The sequence below is a fragment of the Endozoicomonas sp. SESOKO4 genome (genome assembly GCF_024606275.1).
In genome coordinates this window covers 1-1,806 of the sequence record NZ_JAHHPS010000369.1, presented here as the reverse complement: position 1 = coordinate 1,806, position 1,806 = coordinate 1, and the positions used below count along the sequence as shown (strand labels likewise).

1 protein-coding gene is annotated in these 1,806 nt (G+C 41.6%); it reads right to left on the bottom strand.

The genetic code is table 11. The features are described 5' to 3' along the window. The coding region (locus KDK16_RS07245; protein ID WP_257275362.1) for a hypothetical protein at positions 1–1,760 on the bottom strand (1,760 nt) is incomplete at its 3' end. Positions 1,761–1,806: the final 46 nt, after the last annotated feature.

Below are 1,806 nucleotides of genomic sequence, written 5' to 3'. Positions count from 1 at the left end.
TCAGAGTCAGGCATGTCGGTATCACTAGTATCAGAGTCAGGCATGTCGGTATCACGAATATCAGAGCCACTAATGTCAGAGCCACTACTGTCATAGCCACTGCTGCCAGTATTAATGGTGTCAGAATCAATACTCTCAGAGTCACTGCTGTCAGAGTTATAAGGAGTCCTCATAGCAAAATTATAGTTATCTATGAACCAATCGACGAAATCATCCAGGTATTCTATCCGTTCTTCCAAGTGTTTTCTCTTCTTCTCTTCTTTGCTGAGTTGTTTTCCTTCTTGTTTCTTTGCTGCTTCGTCAGGTTTAACTCCATAAGGCTGCTGATTGGCATTGATGTCAAAAGTTGCCATATGAAATGCCAGCATCCTGCCTGATTGTTGTATCAGGTCGGCAAATCCTGTACCGAGGGTGACCATTATGACTTGGTAATCATTTTCATCAGGAAAAGTTTTTTGTAATTGTTGCTCTATGTATTGTCTTAAGGCCAGAAGCAATTCTTGAAATAATTCAGGGTTTTCACTTCCCGGGTAGTCTTCTGCATCTTTTAATACCTTTTCGAATATTTTGAATAATGTTTGTTCTTTGTCTTTTATCTCTGAAGAGCTGGTGATGGTGTCATCCCAATTTGATGCGCTAAAATAACTGGAAATGTTGTCAACATGTACCTTTGCCTGTTGTATAACGAAAGGATCAAGAATCAGACTTATGGCATCAATTAAACTCACGAACTGACTATTCGAGGCAACTAATTCTGGTTTTTCTTTACCATACTTTTTTACCAGATAGGACATTCGTTCAGCTGATTTTATATTACGTTGATAAAGGGGCATTTCGTTCTCATTAATCTCATTGTTGAGCAGGGAGGAGGCGGCTATTAGCAATGGTCCGTCCAATGTCTCAGGTTCTTCAGATTTTATGGGATCATTTACTTGTAGCAAAAAACTAAGGCGCATTTCTTCCAGCACTTTCAGGCCATTGAAGACTTTACCAGATTCTTTGACATTTGCTTTCAAAACTTCGTGACTTTCTATTGGTTTTTTTGTACCTAGAAGATCACCTTTTTTGGCAACCAGTCTTCCAATACCAGACAATTTAGTGGCACGAAGCAGAAATGAGCTAAAAAATAAATGAGCCGCTTCAGGGTGTGCTCTCTTTGAATGGATGGCTGTATAGTAACTCACCATCAACATCGCAAGGTTCTCCCGGTCTTCTGGTTTGGTCATATCGACAGGAGATTCGGTACCCCGGATGTTAAACAGAACGTCTATCATCGCATCCTCGACATCGTCAACCACAACATTGAGAGCTTTTAACACTTGCTGAATCATGCTCAGAATTGTCAGGCTCTCATTGGGTGGAGCTACCGGGACGTAGCTCAACATATTGTTTAGGGTTATGGTGTCTTCATCGAAGCCTGTATTGACCCCTTGGATAATGGCAGTAATTTGTGCATGGTTCATTGGTGGGAGCGGAATTTGAATTAAAGGCTGCGGTTGCAGTGCAGCAGCTCCCGCGGATTCTTGCGAATCTGAATCTGTTTTTTCGCTCCGCTCATTTTCATGGTTCATGACAAAGGTAAGATGGGTCGTATTCGGATTGAGAGCAAAAGAAAGGGGGTGGCCTAAATAAGCATTGTGATTAATCAAATCGTCCAGAAAACCAGACTTTTTTATCGCTCTATCTACAACAAATTTCTCTGGCACTGGCGTTGATAAAAGGTTTTCTGCGAGCAAATTTGAACAAGGGGAAGTCATCATGACGAGGCCAAGGGAAGCAGCAACAAACCGGTTGGCCTTGTAACGA